Source organism: Guyparkeria sp. SB14A (genome assembly GCF_005096345.1).
Taxonomy (GTDB): Bacteria; Pseudomonadota; Gammaproteobacteria; order Halothiobacillales; family Halothiobacillaceae; genus Guyparkeria; species Guyparkeria hydrothermalis.
Genome location: NZ_SWAW01000001.1, coordinates 130,454 through 147,302 on the forward strand (window position 1 = coordinate 130,454; position 16,849 = coordinate 147,302).

Genomic DNA, 16,849 nt, shown 5'->3' on the forward strand with positions numbered 1-16,849 from the left:
GCGAGGGCGCCAACGAGCATTTTCTTCATCTGGTGATTCACGGCATGACTCCCTTGGCCTGGTTGTATTCGGCAATGCTGCGCTGCAGCCGGACCCGGCTCATCGCGGCGCGACGTTGTGCGGTAAGTTGACGCGTCTGGACGCGGAGTAGATCGGTAAGCCCGAATTCGCCCAGCGAGTAGCCCCGGCGGGCCAGGGCGAGGCTTTCGTCAGCAAGATCCCGGTGGGCGCGGGCCTGTTCGAGTTCCACCCGTGCTGCGGCGAGTGCCTCTTCGGCTTGGGCAACCGCGAGGCGGATCTGACGTTCCGTCAGGTGAGCAGTCGAACGGGCCTCAGCGAGATTTACATTGGCCCGACCCTGCTCGGGTGCGCGCAGAGACTGCAGCTGGATGGGCAGGGAAAGGGAGATGCCCACGCTGTCAACGGCATCGCGGCCATTTTCCTCCCGGCGGATGTTCATGCCCACGGTTGGTTGCGATCGGCCACGTTCACGCACCACCGCGCGGTCGGCCTCGGCCGCACGCACTTCGGCCTGCGCGGCGAGGAGGGCGGGGTGTTGCTGGAAGGGAATGGCATCGGCCGGTGACTCGGTCCAGTCGGCGGGGCGGACGCTCAGGCCGGTGACGCGGCGGTATTCCTCGGCAACCTGGGCCCGGCCGAGTTCCGCCTGGCGCAGGTCAGCCTGCCGCTGGAGCGTTTCCTCCCGGGCCAGGATCAGGTGGGTGCGCGGCACATCGCCGTAATCGAGGCGTTTTTTGATCTGCGATTGCAGTTCCTTGGCGGTCGCGAAGGCCCGTTCTGCCAGTGTCACCTGCGCGTCGGCTTCGGCCAGGCGGGCGAGCAGTTGGCGGACCTGGCCGGCGATCTGCAGTCGCCAGGCAGTGGATTGCTGCTCGGTGGCCGAAAGCCGTCCCTCGGCCTGGCGCTCGGCGGCCGCCTGCAGGCCGGGGCGGCGCAGCGGGAGCTCGATCGAGCCTTGCCATTCGCGCATACCGGTGTCGGTGCCCAGCGCGTCGCTCTGATGGGAGAAGCCCACCGACGGTGGCCCGTCGAGCGGGTTTCCAGCGCGCTGGCCGAGCGCATCGGCGTACGCACGCTGAGCCTCGAACCGTTCGTTTTCGGGGCTATGAGCCAGGGTGGCCGCTGTCACCTCGGCCAGGCTCAGGTCTGCATCGACGGCCAAGGTTTCCATGGCGTGTGCGAATGGCACCACCCCTGAAAGGGCGAACAGGACCAGGCCGGATTGCAGGGCAGATTGAAGGCGTCGCATGACCATCTCCGGGTAAGGTATGCGTCGCATTGAACCAGCCGCGTCTGAATTCAGGCTGAATGACGGGTGGTCGTCGGTCTGGTGTCACGGGTGTCGCCGTGAACGGGCGAGGTCAGTCGGTGGCGATGCGCCAGTCACCCCTGGCGAAATTCTCCAGCGTGTGACGCATCCGCCGGACGTGGCTGCCTCGCCAGAGCACCTTGTCGCAGGTGGGGCAGTACCAGCCCGCCCTCTCGATCGACAGGGCCTCGGGAGGAACCTGCTCGAGTTGGTCGAGCGTGGCCGGGACCAGGGACGTGTTGCAGTCCAGGCAACGCGAGAACGGGCGGTGCAGCCAGTCGATGGCGAAGCGTTCGCTCAGCTCGGCGGCCAGCTGCGGCGTGTCGTTGGCGCCGAGCAAGACGACGCGGCCGTCGCCGTTTCGAAAGCGGGCCAGATGCCGGTCTCGTGTGATCAGCCAGCGCGATTGGTCGCGGGCCTGCTCGACCAGGGCGCGATCGTCGCTGCCGCTCGTGGCAATGGCCGTGTCGTAGCCGGCTGCCCGCAGCCAGCGGCCCAGACGCTGGAGCATTTCATCGCAGAGAAAGCGGGGTTGGGGCATGGCATTCGTGCAACGTTTCCTTGGCAGATCATGGCCGAGGAATCGGGATTCGTCACCTCGACCACGGTTCCTCGGCGTTCGTCGCGCCGCCGTCCGGGGCGAGCGGCGGCATTTCTGCTGCGTGGCACACGATGGATAAACGAAATGCGAATGGTTTGCATGTAGATAGGTGATCCGATACGATCAGCGCTTTAGGGAAGGTTTGCACGAATCGATGGCATCTCTGGCTCGCGGGTTTGTTCGCAATCAAGGCGCCGGACCGAAGGCGGGCTCATTGCCCATCGAGGGACGGCAACGACGAGTGCGGGCAAACCCGCGGGCCCCGACCGGGCGGGCCTCCAAGGGCCCATCTGCGGCGTTGCAGCCCTTGTAAAGGGCGACGGCCCTTCACGGCGGGCTGCGCCTTGCATCTGGGCCCTTGGAGATCCCGCAGAGACGTCATCGATTCGTGCAGACCTTCCCTAGCGAGACCCTGCACGATTCGATGACGTCTCTGTGGGGCCGATACGGGGAGATCAACATGCAGGCAACCGCGGTGCAACCGCTGGCTGGCGCGTCGCCGGCCGATCCTCGGGCCATGGCGCCCTGGACGCTCCAGCGCGACTACCGACTCCCCGAGGGGATCGAGCCCCCGAGCCATCGGTTGGGACGCAACGGCGTCACCGCCGCGGCGCTGCTCGAGGGGGCGGCGCTGGACTCCCTGCTGGACCGCTTTTCCGCCCGCTATCCCGGCGGGGATCGGCGCGCGATTGCCTCGCAGTGGTCGAAGTGGTTGTTCCACGCCTGGCTATCGCCCCTGATTGCGACCTGGCTTATCCAGGGCGATTCACTTCAGCGAGCGCCGTCGGACTGGGGCATTCGCTTCAGCCCGGACGGCCAGGCCGAGCGGTTGTGGTTGGCGACGACACGCGATGTCGTCGCTCATCCCGCCCGCGGCGCGTTTCTCGAGTCCCTCACCTTGGGGCCGCTCGCCGAGATGATCGCCGTCCTGGCGCGTCATTCGGGCGCCTCGGTCAACGTCTTCTGGAGCAACGCCGGCAACCTGGTCGAGCACGTCGTCACGCGGCTGGTCGACCACCCCGCCGTCCCGCCCGATCGGCTCGCCGCCGCGCAGGCGTTTCTCGACACCGCGCGGATCGATGGCCAGCGCAATCGCTTGTACCGCCCGGTGAGTTACCGGCTGACCGACGAGGCAAGCGAGCCGCAACGCCTGCGTCGTGCCTGCTGTATCCGCTATCGACTCGCCGAACACGATTACTGCGAAAACTGCCCGCTGACCTGTCGGTCGGCCCGGGGCGACTTGGGTAACTTGGACAACCGGGGGGAAGGCTGATGTTCGAGGTCGACGCGGCCACTTTCATTGCCGGCGGCACCCGGGTGCTCGGCCCGGTGGATGCCGCCTTTGCGCCGGGCGAAGTGGTCGGGCTGATCGGCCATAACGGCTCGGGCAAGTCGACCCTGCTCAAGCTGCTGGCCGGCCAGCAGGCGCCCTCGTCGGGAACGGTACGTTTCGAGGGAGTGCCGGTCGCCGATTGGGGGGCGCGAGCCTTCGCGCGGCGCGTTGCCTACCTGCCGCAGCACCCGCCGGCGACTGGGCACCTCACGGCCCGCGAGCTGGTGGGGTTCGGTCGGTATCCCTGGCACGGCCTGCTGGGACGGTTCACCGCCGACGACCGTCGTCGCGTCGACACCGCCTTGCGCATGACCGATACCGAGGCCTTTGCCGACCGCGCCGTGGACACGCTTTCCGGGGGCGAGCGCCAGCGGGTGTGGCTTGCCATGCTGCTGGCGCAGGAAAGCGATTTCCTGCTGCTCGATGAGCCGCTCTCGGCGCTCGACATCGCCCACCAGGTCGAGGTGCTCGAGCTGATTCGTCGCCTGTCGCACGAGTTGGGGCTGAGCGTGGTGATCGTCCTGCACGACATCAACATGGCCGCGCGCTTTTGCGACCAGCTGGTGGCGATGCACGGCGGCGGACTGCTGGTGCGCGGCACGCCGGGGCAGCTGATGGACTCGGCCACGCTGCGCAGCATCTATGGCGTGTCCATGCAGGTGCTCACCCCACCGGGACAGTCCCGTCCCGTCGCCATCGTCGATTGAACCGTGATGCGGTCCTCACCAACCGGCCGCCGACGGTGGCGCTGGCCGCTGGCCGTGTGGTTGCTGCCACTGCTGATGGCGGCGTTGTCCGTACGGGCTGCCGACACGGCCCCGCGCATCGCCACCCTCGACTGGACGGTTGCCGAGACCTTGATCGCCATCGATGCCCGCCTGGTGGGCCTCGCACAACTCGACGGCTACGCGTCCTGGGTCGCCCGGCCGGCCGTGCCGGGCGCCGTGCGTGACCTGGGCCTGCGGGCTCAACCGAATCTCGAGCAGCTGGCCGCGATCGCCCCCGACCGGATCGCCCTCTCGCCCCTGTTCGCCAACCTCGAAGGCCGTCTGTCGACCGTCGCGCCGGTCGAGGTGTTCGAGCTTTACGGGCCCGGGGTCGACACCTGGCCGGCCTTGCGGCGTGTCACCCGCGAGCTGGGGGAATACGCCCATCGCCAAGGGCAGGCCGAGGCCCTCATTCGGCGCACGGAGGACCGTCTCGAGGAGATCGCCGATCGCCTGCCCGACAAGCCGCCGGCGGTGATCGTGGTCCAGTTCATGGACGAACGCCACGTGCGGGTCTTCGGCAAGAACGGCCTGTATCACGCGGTGCTGGAGCGACTCGGCATCGACAATGGCTGGACCGGCGCCACCAATCGCTGGGGCTTTGCCCTGGTGGGGCTCGAGGCGCTGGCCGGACTCGACGGGCGCATCGTGGTGGTCAAGCCCTATCCCGTGGGGGTGGAGCGGGCCTTGTCGAAAAGCGCGTTCTGGCAGCGGCTGACCCACGGTGCGAATCGCGATCCACTGGAGCTCGAGCCGGTCTGGAGCTTTGGTGGCCTGCCGTCGGCCGGCCGGTTTGCCGAGCAACTGCTGGGGGCGTTCAATGCGGACTGAGGTCCCGGCCCGGTCGGTTGCCGCGCCCCTCGGCGTGACCGCGGGGCTGTTCGCCGTCCTGGTGGGGTTGGCCGTCTGGCAACTGCAGCAGCAGACCGGCGGGTTTGCGTGGTCGAGCTGGTGGCCGGATCTTGGCGGCGCGTCGGTGTCCGCCGCCGACTTGGCGTTGGCGCTCGGTTGGTGGCCGCGTCTGATCACCGCCCTGATCGCCGGTGCCGGGCTCGCGCTGGCGGGCGTGCTGATGCAGCAGGTGTTGCGCAACCCGCTTGCCTCGCCGACGACCCTGGGCGTCGCCGGCGGGGCGAATCTCGCCCTGATGGCGGCGACGCTGTTCGCCCCGGCGCTGATGGGGTGGGGGGCCGAGTGGGTGGCCTTGGCCGGCGGCGGGCTGGCCATGGGGCTGGTGTTCCTGCTCTCCTGGCGACGCGGGCTGGCGCCGCTGGTGGTCGTGCTCGCCGGGCTGGTGGTCAACCTCTATCTCGGCGCATTGGCCATGGCGCTTCTGCTGTTCAACCAGGAGACCCTTCAGGGTCTGCTGATCTGGGGGGCGGGGTCGCTGGCGCAGGACGGTTGGCACGACGCCGCGTTTCTGCTGCCACGCTTGGCGATCGCGCTGGTGATTGCCTGGTTGCTGCTCCGCCCGCTGCGACTGCTCGAACTGGACGATGCCAGCGGGCGTGCGCTGGGGGTGAACCTGGCCTTTCTGCGGCTGGCCGCGCTCGGGTTGGCGGTATTCCTCACGGCGGTGACCGTCAGCGTCGTGGGCCTGATCGGCTTCATCGGCCTGGCCGCGCCGAATATCGCCCGGCTGTTGGGCGCGCACCGACTGGCATCCCGAGTGGTCTGGTCGATGCTGATCGGGGCGTTGCTGCTCGCGGTGACCGATCTCTCCCTCCAACACCTGGCTGCCTGGTTGCCCACCATGATCCCGACTGGGGCGATGACCGCCGCCCTGGGGGCCCCGTTGCTGCTCTGGTTGATCCCTCGGTTGCGCCTGTCCAGCCGGACCCCGCCGGAAACCATGACCTCGGGCTGGCCGCGGGCGGAGCGGCCGGCTCGCCGCTTGCTCGTCATGGCGCTGCTGATGCCGTTGGTGGTGGCGGTCTCGCTGCTCAGTGGCCATCTCGCCGACGGCTGGTCGTGGGTCAGCGGTGCCTGGACGGTCTGGGAGTGGCGCCTGCCGCGCCTGCTGGCGGCCGCCGGTGCGGGTCTGCTGCTTGCCGTGGCCGGCACCCTGCTGCAGCGCCTGAGCGGCAACCCGATGGCCAGCCCCGAGGTGCTTGGCATCAGTGGCGGGGTGTCGATCTTCCTGTTGCTCGGCATTGTCTGGATGCCCGCGGCCAGCACGTCGATGCTTGCCGCGCTGGGTGTGGGGGGGGCCTTGGCGGCCCTGGCCCTGTTGATCGTGCTCAACCGGCGAAGCGGATTTCTGCCCGAGCGGTTGCTGTTGACCGGGGTGGCCATCATGGCGCTGGCCGAGGCGGTCCGGGCGCTGGTGCTGGCCGGTAGTGACCCGCGCGGCCAGCAGATCGTGGCCTGGCTGTCGGGCTCGACCTACTACGTCGGTCTCGAGCAGGCGCTGCTGATCGTCGCGCTGGCCGGCGTGGCATTGGTGGTCGCGCTGCTGCTGTCGCGCTGGCTGGAGATCTTCCCGCTGGGCGCCGCGGTCAGTCGGGCGGTCGGGGTGCGGGTGACCGGCGGGCGACTGGCGGTGCTGGTGCTTGCCGCCGTGATGACCGCCGCGGCGACGTTGGTGATCGGCCCGCTCTCGTTCATCGGGCTGCTCGCCCCCCACATGGCCCGTCTGTTGGGCCTGTCCCGCGCTCGCGACCACCTGCTGGGCGCGGCCCTGATCGGCATGGGGCTGATGGTCCTCGCCGACTGGATCGGCCGGCAGATCCTGTTCCCCCACGAAATCCCCGCCGGCCTGGTCGCCTCGCTGATCGGCGGGACCTATTTCCTCTGGGCGTTGCGTCGCTTCTAGGTGCCATCGGCTGTCGGCCACGGGTTGGTCGCCGTCGAGCATCGCGGCGCGACTCAACGCCCCACTTTCCCAAGCATGACGCTTTCCCCTCCGTCACGGCCCCCGTCGCCGTAATCCGCCGCGGCAATCGGCGTGTCGCCGTCACGGTTGGCCATGCAGATCGGTTCGGGAACCCGCACGCAGCGCAAAAAAAAGGCCCCGCACGGGGCGGGGCCTTGGGGGTCATGAGGACGTGTTGCCGACTCAGTACTTCCAGTCGAGCGTCAGCATGACGTTGCGCGGCTCGCCGTAGAACGCCTGGTCGTACTCGACACTGTTGAGATACTTCTCGTTGCCGACGTTGTTGACGTTGAGCGAGGCGCTCAGGTTGTCCGAGAACTCGTAGCGCGCCATCAGGTCGGTGACCAGGTAGTCGTCCTGACGGGTCTGCCCGGTGTTGTACTGCTGGTCGCGGAAGGTTTCGCTCTGCCAGCGGATCTGGCCGCCGACGGTCATCTGCGGCCAGAACGGCAGCTGGTAGGTGGTCTGCGCGCGCAGCATCTGCTCCGGGATGAAGGTGCGGGCACGTTCGCCGTCGCTGTCCTCGATCTCGAGGTAGGTGTAGCCACCGCTGGCGCGCCAGCCCGGCAGGATCTCGCCGGCCAGCGTGAGTTCGATGCCTTCGCTGGTCAGGTCGCCGCTCGCCTCGTAGTAGTTGAAGTACCCGGGGCGCGGGTTGTTGAATGTGCCGGCGAGAGTGGCCGTGTTGTTCTGCTCGGTGCGGAACACGGCGGCGGTGGCATCCACGCGCTCGTCGAACAGGGCGGCCTTGAGTCCGACCTCGTAGCTGCGTCCCTCGATCGGCGGCAGCGGCTGGTAGTTCTGCGTCACCTCGTTCTGCGGCTCGAAGATCTCGGTGTAGCTCGCGTAGGCCGAGAGCGTGTCCGTGAGGTCGTAGACCAGGCCGGCGTAGGGGACGATCTCGGCGTCGTACTCGCTTTCGCGGGCCACGGTGTAGCTCACGCCGCTGTTCTCCAGCCAGGTGGCGCGCGCGCCGAAGATGGCGGTTGTCCGGTCGGTCAGGCTCAGGCGGGTCGCGCCGTAGATGGAGCTTTCCTCCTGGGTGAAGTCACTGCCGCCGTCGGAGGGGCCGAAGGTCGGGCGCGGGTAGTTGCCGTCCCACTGGTCCAGCGGTACGTCGATGTCGCTGGTTTCGTAGAGGCGGGCGGAGTAATCGGTGACCTCCGATTTGCTCCAGTTCACGCCGACCATGGCCTCGTGCTCGCGACCGAACAGATCGAACGGGCCCTTGGCCTGGGCGTCGGCGACCCATTGCTCGTTCTCGTAACGGTAGTTGTCCATGATGATCGACAGGTCTTCCGTGGTGCCCGGACGCAGCTGCTGGGCCGGGTCGTAGAGGTAGAAGATCTCGCTGTCGGAATCGGAGGTGAGGTAGCTGCCCGTCAGGGTCGCCTCCCAGCCGCCGGGCAGGAACTGCTGCACTTCGACGAAGCTGCGGTGGTCCTCGTTGTCCCAGTAGCTCCACTCGGGCGAGGAGCTGGCCGAACGATCGTAGTTGGTGGGCGAGCCATCGCCGTAGTACATCGGCAACGCGCCCCAGAGCGGGCTGTCGCTGTCGTTGTTCTGCCAAGTGTGACCGGCGGTCAACAGGGTGGAGTCGGTGAGATCAGCCTCGATCACGCCGTAGGCGACCTGGCGCTCGCGTCCGTGGCGGTCGAGGTAGGAATCGCCCTCTTCGGCGGCCACCACCAGGCGACCGCGCACCCGGTCACTGCCGAACAGGGAACCCGAGACGTCGCCTTCGATGCGGCGACGATCCCACGACCCGGCGGAAACGCTGGCGGAGGCCTGCGTTTCGGCGGTGGGGCGCTTGCGGATGAAGTTGACGGTCGCCGACGGCGTGCCGCTGCCGGACATCAGGCCGTTGGCACCGCGCACCACCTCGATGCGGTCGTAGACGGCGGTGTCGATATCGCCCTGGACGTTGTCGTAGGGCAGGGGGGCGCCGACGCCGTCGATCTGGAAGCGCTGGATGGTGAAGCCGCGCGAGGTGTAGTAGGTGCGATCGGTTTCCGGCTGCTCGACGGTGACGCCGGGTGTGGACTCCAGCGCGCTGTTGACGTCATCGAGCTGGAAATCCTCGAGCTGCTGGCTGGTAATCACGGACAGCGATTGCGGGGTCTCGCGCGGCGTGAGCGTCAGCCCGGTCGCCGAGGAGGAAGCCGGGGCGCGGTACTGCCCGGTCTGCTCGGTGGGCTGGAAGAACCCACCCCCCTCGACGACCACCTGGTCGAGCACGACGGCGTCGCCGGAATCGTCCGCGGCGTGGACGTCGGCGAAGCCGAGGGCGAGGCAGGGCAGGGAGAGTGCCAGGCAGTGGCGGACGGCGCGGTTGACGGGCGTGCGCTGGACGCGTTGGCGTTGAGTCATGGAAAGCGTTCTCATGCAATGGGTAAGGATTGGTGATTGGAAACGGACCGCGATGCGAGTCGCTGGGGCGAATCTACATGAGAACGATTGTCATATGCAACCGTAAGGGTGAAGGTTTCCCGTTTTCGAATGGCGTGTCGTTTTAATCGGACGGGGAGGCGGGTGCGCCCGGCGCGGACAGTACCGTTGGCGACTGGTGAGTCGTCGGGGGAGCGTTGGCCTGGTCGATCAACAGCGATTCGAACGCCGCGGCTGTCATCGGGCGGCCGAAGCGATAGCCCTGCGCCTGATCGCAGCGCAGTCCCAGCAGTTGATCGGACTGTGTCTGGGTTTCGACGCCCTCGGCGATCACGGTCAGGCCCAGGCTGTGCGCCATCTGGATCACGGCGGTGACCAGGGCGGCGCTGTCGCCCTGGCCGATGTCGCGGACGAAGGACTGGTCGACCTTGAGCCGGTCGACGGCAAAACGCCGCAGGTAGGTGAGCCCCGAGTAGCCGGTGCCGAAGTCGTCGATGGCCAGCTTGACGTCACGGCGCTTGAGCAGGGCGATGGTCTCCTCGAGGCGGTCGGTGTCGTCGATCAGGGTCGACTCGGTCAGTTCCACCTCGAGGTTTGCCCCCGGCAGCCTGGCGCGTGTCAGGGCGTTGGTGATGTCCCGGGCCAGGTTGCCGTGACGGAATTGCAGCGCCGAGATGTTGATCGCCATCACGATATCGCCCAGGCCGCGTGATCGCCACGCCGCGGCGGTGGCGATGGCCTGCTCGATCACCCAGGCGCCGATGTCGATGATCAGCCCGCTTTCCTCGGCCAGCGGGATGAACCGCCCCGGCGGGACCCGGCCCAGCTCGGGCTGGTTCCAGCGCAGCAGGGCTTCGGCCCCCACGATCCGGCCGCTGGCCAGGTCGATCTGCGGCTGGAAGTTGAGCTCGAATTCGTCGTTGGCCAGCGCCGAGCGCAGCTTGCTGATCAGCATGATCCGCTCGGTGGCGTGCTCGCGCATGGCCGGGGTGAAGACGCGATGCGTGTTGCGTCCATCGTCCTTGGCGGCGTGGAGGGCCATGTCGGCGTTGCGGAGCAGGGCGGGCAGGTCCTCGCCGTCGGCGGGGAAGCTTGTGACGCCGATCGAGGCGGTCGCCACGATCTGGTGCTCCTCGACCACCAGCGGTTGGCCGAGCGCGTTGCGCAGCCGGTGGGCGTAGCTGGCGATGTCGAGATCGTGGTTGACCTCGACCAGCATCAGGAACTCGTCGCCGCCGAAGCGACAGATGACGCGGTCGTCTGCCGGGAATTCCCACAGCCGGCGGGCCATCTCGCGCAGCAGCTCGTCGCCGGCGAGATGGCCAAGCGAGTCGTTGATGTCCTTGAAGTTGTCCAGGTCGAGATAGAACAGCAACCGGGCCCGGCCGCGGACCCGCGTGCGGCCGAGGGCGGTCGGGGCGAGCTGCTCGAACAGGGCCCGGTTGGGCAGCTCGGTCAGGGCATCGTAGTGCGCCATGTGCTCGATCCGCTCCATGGTCGCCTTGCGCTCGGTGATGTCGCGGATGAACGAGAAGTAGACGTTGCCCCGACGTCCCTCGCTCAAGACGTTGACGCTCACCTCGATGTCCCGGACCGTGCCGTCCTTGCGCCGCCATTGCCGTTCGAAGCGTGCGGCACCCATGCCGCGGATGTGCTCCATCTGCCGCGCGATTTCCGTGCGGCCGGCGGTGTCCAGGGCGGAGACGTCCATCCCGAGCAATTCGTCGCAGTCATAACCGGTCAGCTCGCAGGCCGCCTCGTTGACCTCGATGAGCTGCCCGTCGTCGCCGATCAGCACCACCGCGTCCATCGAGGTGCGGATCATCAGCTCGTAGCGCGCCTCGCTCTTGCGGTGCTCGGTCACCTCGGTGGCGATGCCGCCCGAACCGACCAGTTGGCCGTCGTTGTCGAACAACGGGAAATGCACGGTCTCGAACAGGTGAAAGGCATCGTCGAGGTCCAGTGTCTCACTGTGGATCGTGGGCTTACCGGAGCGCCGCGCGGCGCGGTTGTTGCGATCGAATTCCGCGGCGGTCTCCGTGGGCATCAGGTCGAAGACGGTCTGGCCGATGATGGCCTCGCGCGACCGGCCGATGAGCGTCTCGAAGGCCGGGTTGACCAGCGTGTAGCGCCCCTCGAGGTCGGTGAGGAAGATCACGGCCGGGGAGTGTTCGATGAAGGTGTGGTTGAGCGACTGGCTTTCGACCAGGCGCGCCGTGCGTTCCTCGACCAGGGCCTCGAGCTCGGCCTCGTGCTGTTTCTGCGTGTGAAACAGCAGGGCGAACGGCGCGACGAGGCCGGTGGCCAGCAACGCCCGGTAGACCAGGTAGGCCGAGATCAGCAGCAGGTAGTGGCCGACCTCGTTGGCCATGTCGAACACCGACCCGTAGCGCGTGAAGGCGAGGCTGGTAAGGATGGCGAACAGCAGCGAGGCCACCAGGGCGATGTGCACGCCCGGGTCGAAATGCGCGCGCTGTCGCAGGAGCAGGACGATGGCCAGTGCGAACAGGCCGATCGTCGTGTACTCGGCCACTACCTTGAAGCGCGTCAGGCCGTCGCCCTCGACAAAGCTGGTCGGGAAGACGCCAATGAGGATCGAGCCCAACAGTGCCGCGGTGGCGAGCCCGAACCCGCCGAACAGGAGCAGCGGTTGCACGGTCGATCTCGCCAGCAGGGCCGCGAGCAGGAAGGCGACGGCCTCGAGCAGGCGGAAACCCACCCACAGCTGGGTGGGTAGGTCGGGGTCGTCGAGCACCCCGCCCAGGGCGGTCAGTCCCATGCCCTTGTAGGTCAGGGTATGCAGCAACTCCAGGCCGGCGATCCAGAACGCGGCCATGCCCACGGTCAACAGGAAACCGTTGTGCGTCCAGGCGCGGGTGTGCCAGGCGAGGACGAACACGCCGCCGAGGATCACGATCCGCAGCAGTTCGCTCAGGACGTGAAAGAGCAGGAAATTCTCGCGGGCGATCTCGTGCAGGACGAGCAGCACCAGCCCGAGCCCGAGCAGTTGCGGCCAACCCAGGATGGAGTGGCGCTGGCCGGCGGGGACGTCGCGGCGGTCTGTGGAAACCGGCTGGGTCATGGGCGGGTGGTTGCTTGTGCGTGAGCGGGTTGCCGATCGCCCGCGGCCTTGACGCGCCGGCCGTGACGAGACGGGTCGGCCGTTGGCCGACGAATGACCCGATTCTACATGGGGTTTTTCGTATGCAAAGGCCGGTCGGATGGCGTGGCTACCCGATGCGATGCACGCCGCCGAGTCGGGGCACCCCGGAAGTCTAGTATTGAAAAACGCGGGCAGATGAATAAATCCGGGGCAGGGCCGGTCGGAGACGGGGCCGGACACGCGGCAAGCCGAAGGCGGCCGGAACCCGCAACAGTGACGCCGGGAGGTGAACGATGGCAGGTGGTTGGGCGAAAGACGGTGCCGAGCAGGCGCAGATCGACGACACGGTCGAGGATGCCCTGCAACGGGTGCGCAGCGAGATCCCGACCGGCGAGAGCCTGGCGGAGTGCGAGGAGTGCGGCGAGCCGATTCCCGAGGCACGCCGTCGGGCCGTGCCGGGCGTGCGGCTGTGCGTGGCCTGCCAGGCCGAGTTCGACGAGGCCCAGGAGACGGCCTCGCCCTACAACCGGCGTGGTTCGAAGGACAGCCAGTTGCGCTAGTACTAAACCGTTTCGGGCTATGCCATGCCCGTGTCGGCGATCGTGGCGGTCGCCGCGAACTGGAACCCGGCCCGCTGCAACTGGGCCTTGCCGCGCACGGTCAGGTCGGTGATGAAGCGGAACTGCTGCGCCCCGTCGACCGGGTAGGCGCGCAGCTTGTAGTGCGTGCCCCAGGGCTTTTCCCGCACCGTCACGCGGATGGGTGAGTCGAGGTGGGTGTAGGGGCTGGTCAGGGCGATGTCGCGCAGGATCTCGCTTGCCCGGGCGGCGTCGTGGTCGGGGTGCAGGTAGAAATCGGCGATGCACTGCAGGCGCGGCTCGCCGTTGTTGGCGTTGACGATCGAGTCGGTCCAGATCCGGCTGTGCGGAATGGTGATCCGGTCGTCGTCGGTGGTCATCATGTCGATGGTGCGCATGCCGACGTGGGTGACCTCGCCGTAGTGCTCGCCGATCCGCACCCAGTCGCCGTTGCGGTACGGCTTTTCCCCGATGGCCACGATGCCGGCGATCAGGCTGCTGACGTAATCCTTCAAGGCAAAGCCGATCGCGATGCCGAGCGCGCCAAGCAGGGCGATCATGTTCTGCAGCGACGGCTCGATGATCAGCGGCACGATCAGCACGATCGCCGCCACGCCGATCAATAGGCGCAACAGCGGCACCATCGCCAGGGTGAGGTGGCGTCGCTTGCCGTGCAGGCGCCGTCCCAGCCAGTTCAGTGCCCGTTGCATCAGCACGATCAGGGCCACGGTGGCCAGCACGATGGCGACGATCTCGACGACGGTGAAGGCGTCGATCTCGCGGAATATCTGCGAAGAGGGGATTGATTCGTCCATCGCGGGCCTCAGAAGGAGTCGGTCAGGTAGTCGCGGCGCTGTAACAGGCTGCGCACGCTCTGGTAGCCCAGCGCGGTGACGATGTGCCGGTCACCGCGCCGGGTGACGAGCCCCGCGCGCGTCAGGCGCAGCAGGATGGCGAGGCTGACGTCGCGCGCCAGCGGCAGGAGCTCGGCCAGCCAGCGGGTCGCCAGCCCGTTGTGCAGCAACAGGGCGTGCAGTACCAGCGCGACGTCCTCGCCCGTCTCATTGGGCAGGATGGGTTCGTGCAGTTGGTTGGTGACCCAGACATCCTCCTCGTCGAAGATGTCGTCGTTGCGCTGCTCGCCCTCGACCGCCGTGACCCCGCCGTCGTCCGGCTCGGTGCGCAGCGATTCACGCCAGTAGGTCAGGGCCGTGCCCGGGTTGCCCCGGCAGTGGGCGGCCAGTCGCTGGAGCTCCGGGTGCGCCGTCACGCCATTGCCGTTGCCGTTCGAGGGCACGGCGAGGATGTCCTGGCCGTTGGCGGCGTTGCGAAAGTGCACCCGCCGATGCGGCTGGCGCTCGATCTGGTGAAACAGCAGCCGGGTCAGCCGGGTGCCGTCGAACCCCTGCGCGGTCAGGGCATCGTGGTGCGGCATGGGCCAGAGGTGCCCCAGGTAGGCCCAGGCCCAGCTGTCGCAGCCGATGACGCCGCGCCCGAGTTCGCCGGTCTCCGCCCGGGCGAGCAGCGCGCGGACCAGCCGCAGCCCCTCGGGATGGCGCAGGTACCAATGCGCGAGATCCGGGATTACCCACAGGCCGCCGTTGCCGGCACGCGTGCCGGGGCGGTCGACCTCGAATCGGTCCAGTACGCCCAGGTCGCCCTCGAGCACGGTTTCCGGGGCGGGCGGGTCGATGAGTCGGGCGCCGTGTCGTCGCGCCCAGAACGGCAGCAGCTGCGGGTAGCAGCCATGCGGCTGGCCGACGACGAATCGAACCGGGCGTTCATCGTGACCGGTCATCCAGTCGTAGAGTGCGCCGTCCAGGGCATCGGCCGGGTCGTTGGGGTCGACCGGCGGCACCAGGTGCGACAGCCGGACCTCGGACAGCGCGCGCAACTGGGCCTCCTTGCGGGCCGGCTGCAGCGATTCTTCGTCGATCCGTCGCAGGGCCCGCTTGAACTGTGTCCAGGCCTCGCTCATCGCCCCGCGCGCCGGCAGGGCCGGCACCTGGTAGTCACCGACGGGCACGAACTGCCAGTAGGACGGTGTCTCCGGCCACTGGTTGGATGGCGTGTCGGCGCGGTTACCCGCGGGGTCTCGACCGTTTGTCGGCGAGGAGTGCGTGGACATCGAGGCGGCGCTTCCTTGTTGAACCTGGTGTGAGGGCCGGCGGCCCTGGTTCGGACCGGGCCCGGCTGGATGGAGTATGGCAAATCCGCGCCCGACTCGTGATGCCCCGTTGGTCGCAACGTGAGTCGCGATGCTGGTCGGGATCTTGGTCCGGATCCGGGGCGCGATCGAATCGCGCTCGGTTTCGCGCCGCGCCCCGTCCCGTCCGCTACACTCCCGCCCATGATTCCCTTTTCCGTTCTTGATCTCGCCCCGATCACCGAGGGATCGGATGCCCGCACGGCGCTTGCCAACAGCGTGGACCTGGCCCGGCACGCCGAGGACCTCGGCTATCGACGCTACTGGCTGGCCGAGCATCACAACATGCCCGGGATCGCCAGCGCGGCCACGGCGGTGGTGATCGGCCAGGTGGCGGCCGCCACGCAGCGCATCCGCGTCGGTGCCGGCGGCATCATGCTGCCCAACCACTCGCCGCTGGTGGTGGCCGAGCAGTTCGGCACACTCGAGACCCTGTTCCCGGGGCGGATCGACCTGGGGCTGGGCCGCGCGCCGGGCACCGACCAGACCACCGCGCGCGCCCTGCGTCGCGAGGGCAGTGACCCCAGGCGTTTCCCGGACGACGTTGCCGAGGTGCTGGCCCTGCTCGATGACCCCGAGCCGGGTCAGGCCGTGCGCGCGATCCCCGGGGCGGGCACGCGGGTGCCGGTGTGGATCCTCGGCTCGAGCCGCTTCGGCGCCCAGCTGGCGGCCGCACTGGGCCTGCCCTACGCCTTCGCCTCGCACTTCGCCCCCGGCGAGCTGATGGCCGCGCTGGCCGACTACCGCGAGGGCTTTCGCCCGTCGCGCTTTCTCGATCGGCCCCACGCCATGGTCGGTTTCAATGCCTACGTGGCGGACACCGACGAGGAGGCGCGCTTTCACGCCAGCTCCATGGAGCAGGCCTTCGTCGCCCTGCGTAACGGCCGGCCCGGGCCGATCCCGCCGCCGGTGGCCGGCTATCGCGAGTCGGCCTCCCGGTTCGAGCGGGCGGTGGTCGAGCAGACCATGGCCTGCTCGGCGATCGGCTCGCCCGAGACGGTCGAGCGCGAGATCGAGGCGTTTCTCAAACGCACCGGGGCCGACGAGTTGATCGTCACCAACTCGAGCTTCGACCACGCCGCGCGCCGCCGCTCCTACGAGCTGCTGGCCGGCGTGCGTAACCGCATTGCCGCGAGGACCGAGGTGTCGTGACCGCGCAAAGGCGGGTGTTTCTCGCCCTGTGGCCGGATGACGCCACCCGCGCGGCACTGCATCACCTCGGTCGAGGTCTCGACGGCGGTGGCCGCCCGGTGCCGCGGGCCCACTTGCACCTGACCCTGGCGTTCCCCGGCACCATCGAGGCCTGGCAGGCCGACTGCCTGGCCGAGCGACTCGCCAGCCTGCCCGCCGACCCCATCCCGATCCTGCTCGATCGCCTGGGGCATTTCGCCGGGCCACGGGTGGCCTGGCTGGGGCCGTCCCGCGTCCCGCCGGCCTTGGCCCGCCTGGCCGCCGAGGCGCGCGGCCTGTGTCTCGCCTGCGGGGTGGAGACGGACGACCGTCCGTTCGTCCCGCACGTCACCCTGCGGCGCTTCGCCCATGCGCCCGGCGGCGCGACCATCGAGCCGCCCATCCACTGGTTCGCCGAGACCATCGCGCTGGTCGAATCCGGGCGTGACGGCCATCCCGGCCCCTACCACCTACTTGCCCGTTCGCGCTAGACGCGTT

General features: G+C 68.4%; 13 protein-coding genes. 7 read left to right on the forward strand and 6 right to left on the reverse strand.

What is annotated here, in order from left to right; genetic code table 11:
- Positions 1–37: 37 nt before the first annotated feature.
- On the reverse strand, positions 38–1,270 hold the full coding sequence (locus FAZ79_RS00650; RefSeq protein WP_169303502.1) for a TolC family protein: 1,233 nt from the start codon (positions 1,268–1,270) through the stop codon (positions 38–40).
- Positions 1,271–1,382: 112 nt separating this feature from the next.
- On the reverse strand, positions 1,383–1,871 hold the full coding sequence (locus tag FAZ79_RS00655) for a DUF5615 family PIN-like protein (RefSeq protein WP_136865991.1): 489 nt from the start codon (positions 1,869–1,871) through the stop codon (positions 1,383–1,385).
- Positions 1,872–2,391: 520 nt separating this feature from the next.
- Between FAZ79_RS00655 and fhuF the strand changes: the two genes are divergently transcribed.
- Genes fhuF through fhuB form a run of 4 tightly spaced genes read left to right on the forward strand, consistent with a single transcriptional unit; the run spans position 2,392 to position 6,846 of the window.
- Positions 2,392–3,204: a siderophore-iron reductase FhuF gene (gene fhuF, locus FAZ79_RS00660; RefSeq protein WP_169303503.1), complete on the forward strand. Its 813-nt coding sequence runs from the start codon at positions 2,392–2,394 to the stop codon at positions 3,202–3,204.
- Positions 3,204–3,971, forward strand: a complete 768-nt coding sequence (locus FAZ79_RS00665) for an ATP-binding cassette domain-containing protein (protein ID WP_136865993.1) — start codon at positions 3,204–3,206, stop codon at positions 3,969–3,971. The genes fhuF and FAZ79_RS00665 overlap by 1 nt, the downstream gene beginning before the upstream one ends.
- Positions 3,972–3,977: 6 nt before the next feature.
- On the forward strand, positions 3,978–4,862 hold the full coding sequence (locus tag FAZ79_RS00670; RefSeq protein ID WP_136865994.1) for an iron-siderophore ABC transporter substrate-binding protein: 885 nt from the start codon (positions 3,978–3,980) through the stop codon (positions 4,860–4,862).
- Positions 4,852–6,846 carry a Fe(3+)-hydroxamate ABC transporter permease FhuB gene (gene fhuB, locus FAZ79_RS00675; RefSeq protein ID WP_136865995.1) on the forward strand — a complete coding sequence of 665 codons (1,995 nt, stop codon included), beginning with the start codon at positions 4,852–4,854 and terminating at the stop codon, positions 6,844–6,846. The genes FAZ79_RS00670 and fhuB overlap by 11 nt, the downstream gene beginning before the upstream one ends.
- 243 nt (positions 6,847–7,089) lie before the next feature.
- Here the strand turns inward: fhuB and FAZ79_RS00680 are convergent, their stop codons facing one another.
- Together FAZ79_RS00680 and FAZ79_RS00685 are read right to left on the reverse strand one after the other, a co-directional pair.
- Positions 7,090–9,276, reverse strand: a complete 2,187-nt coding sequence (locus tag FAZ79_RS00680; RefSeq protein WP_169303504.1) for a TonB-dependent siderophore receptor — start codon at positions 9,274–9,276, stop codon at positions 7,090–7,092.
- 142 nt (positions 9,277–9,418) lie between these two features.
- Positions 9,419–12,376 (reverse strand): EAL domain-containing protein, encoded by a 2,958-nt coding sequence (locus tag FAZ79_RS00685; RefSeq protein WP_136865997.1) that lies wholly within the window; start codon positions 12,374–12,376, stop codon positions 9,419–9,421.
- 314 nt (positions 12,377–12,690) lie between these two features.
- On the opposite strand from FAZ79_RS00685, the gene FAZ79_RS00690 reads away from it, so the two are divergent.
- Positions 12,691–12,957, forward strand: coding sequence for a DksA/TraR family C4-type zinc finger protein (locus FAZ79_RS00690; protein ID WP_136865998.1), 267 nt, complete (start codon positions 12,691–12,693; stop codon positions 12,955–12,957).
- Positions 12,958–12,974: 17 nt separating this feature from the next.
- On the opposite strand, the gene FAZ79_RS00695 is transcribed toward FAZ79_RS00690, so the two are convergent.
- Together FAZ79_RS00695 and FAZ79_RS00700 are read right to left on the reverse strand one after the other, a co-directional pair.
- A complete protein-coding gene (locus FAZ79_RS00695; protein ID WP_136865999.1) occupies positions 12,975–13,790 on the reverse strand; it encodes a mechanosensitive ion channel domain-containing protein in 816 nt (271 codons plus the stop codon).
- Positions 13,791–13,798: 8 nt separating this feature from the next.
- The gene (locus FAZ79_RS00700; protein ID WP_136866000.1) at positions 13,799–15,103 is read right to left on the reverse strand and encodes a hypothetical protein; all 1,305 of its coding nucleotides are present in this window, start codon (positions 15,101–15,103) and stop codon (positions 13,799–13,801) included.
- A 222-nt stretch (positions 15,104–15,325) separates the two neighbouring features.
- Here FAZ79_RS00700 and FAZ79_RS00705 point away from each other — a divergent pair, with 222 nt between their 5' ends.
- Positions 15,326–16,333 (forward strand): LLM class flavin-dependent oxidoreductase, encoded by a 1,008-nt coding sequence (locus FAZ79_RS00705; RefSeq protein WP_136866001.1) that lies wholly within the window; start codon positions 15,326–15,328, stop codon positions 16,331–16,333.
- Positions 16,330–16,842, forward strand: a complete 513-nt coding sequence (gene thpR / locus FAZ79_RS00710) for an RNA 2',3'-cyclic phosphodiesterase (protein WP_136866002.1) — start codon at positions 16,330–16,332, stop codon at positions 16,840–16,842. The genes FAZ79_RS00705 and thpR overlap by 4 nt, the downstream gene beginning before the upstream one ends.
- Positions 16,843–16,849 lie beyond the last annotated feature (7 nt).

What these genes read in the sequence shown, in the direction of transcription:
- FAZ79_RS00650 (WP_169303502.1), bottom strand. Translation starts at nt 1,270, where the DNA reads ATGCGACGCCTTCAATCTGCCCTGCAATCCGGCCTGGTCCTGTTCGCC.
- FAZ79_RS00655 (WP_136865991.1), bottom strand. Translation starts at nt 1,871, where the DNA reads ATGCCCCAACCCCGCTTTCTCTGCGATGAAATGCTCCAGCGTCTGGGC.
- fhuF (WP_169303503.1), top strand. Translation starts at nt 2,392, where the DNA reads ATGCAGGCAACCGCGGTGCAACCGCTGGCTGGCGCGTCGCCGGCCGAT.
- FAZ79_RS00665 (WP_136865993.1), top strand. Translation starts at nt 3,204, where the DNA reads ATGTTCGAGGTCGACGCGGCCACTTTCATTGCCGGCGGCACCCGGGTG.
- FAZ79_RS00670 (WP_136865994.1), top strand. Translation starts at nt 3,978, where the DNA reads ATGCGGTCCTCACCAACCGGCCGCCGACGGTGGCGCTGGCCGCTGGCC.
- fhuB (WP_136865995.1), top strand. Translation starts at nt 4,852, where the DNA reads ATGCGGACTGAGGTCCCGGCCCGGTCGGTTGCCGCGCCCCTCGGCGTG.
- FAZ79_RS00680 (WP_169303504.1), bottom strand. Translation starts at nt 9,276, where the DNA reads ATGACTCAACGCCAACGCGTCCAGCGCACGCCCGTCAACCGCGCCGTC.
- FAZ79_RS00685 (WP_136865997.1), bottom strand. Translation starts at nt 12,376, where the DNA reads ATGACCCAGCCGGTTTCCACAGACCGCCGCGACGTCCCCGCCGGCCAG.
- FAZ79_RS00690 (WP_136865998.1), top strand. Translation starts at nt 12,691, where the DNA reads ATGGCAGGTGGTTGGGCGAAAGACGGTGCCGAGCAGGCGCAGATCGAC.
- FAZ79_RS00695 (WP_136865999.1), bottom strand. Translation starts at nt 13,790, where the DNA reads ATGGACGAATCAATCCCCTCTTCGCAGATATTCCGCGAGATCGACGCC.
- FAZ79_RS00700 (WP_136866000.1), bottom strand. Translation starts at nt 15,103, where the DNA reads ATGTCCACGCACTCCTCGCCGACAAACGGTCGAGACCCCGCGGGTAAC.
- FAZ79_RS00705 (WP_136866001.1), top strand. Translation starts at nt 15,326, where the DNA reads ATGATTCCCTTTTCCGTTCTTGATCTCGCCCCGATCACCGAGGGATCG.